General features: G+C 62.8%; 1 protein-coding gene. It reads right to left on the bottom strand.

Annotation, left to right across the window (positions count from 1 at the left end; genetic code table 11):
• On the bottom strand, positions 1–417 hold a 417-nt coding region (locus QEP11_RS15640; protein ID WP_284337583.1), incomplete at both ends, for an electron transfer flavoprotein subunit beta/FixA family protein.

The following is a 417-nucleotide window of genomic DNA, read 5'->3' as shown; positions in this document are numbered from 1 at the left end:
GCCATCCACTTCACGCGTCACGTTCACCTTGTCGCCCGCCACTTCCACCTTGGAAGCGAAGGTGGCCTGAGGCAGATCTGCCAGCGCCGCCAGCATCTGGCCGGTCTGGTTGTTATCGCCGTCAATGGCTTGCTTGCCCAGAATCACCAGACCGGGCTGCTCCTTGTCCACCACCGCCTTGAGCAGCTTGGCAATGGCCAGCGGCTGCAGCTCGGCATCAGTCTCCACCAGGATGGCACGGTCCGCACCAATGGCCATGGCGGTGCGCAGCGTCTCCTGGCACTGGCTCACGCCGCAGGAGACGGCGATCACCTCGGTGACCACGCCTTTTTCCTTCAGGCGCACAGCCTCTTCGACGGCGATTTCGTCAAAGGGGTTCATGCTCATCTTGACGTTGGCGATGTCCACGCCTGTGCC

The sequence above is a fragment of the Comamonas halotolerans genome (genome assembly GCF_030162935.1).
In the GTDB taxonomy this organism is placed as follows: Bacteria; Pseudomonadota; Gammaproteobacteria; order Burkholderiales; family Burkholderiaceae_C; genus Comamonas; species Comamonas halotolerans.
This window is presented reverse-complemented; position numbering and strand designations above follow the sequence as displayed.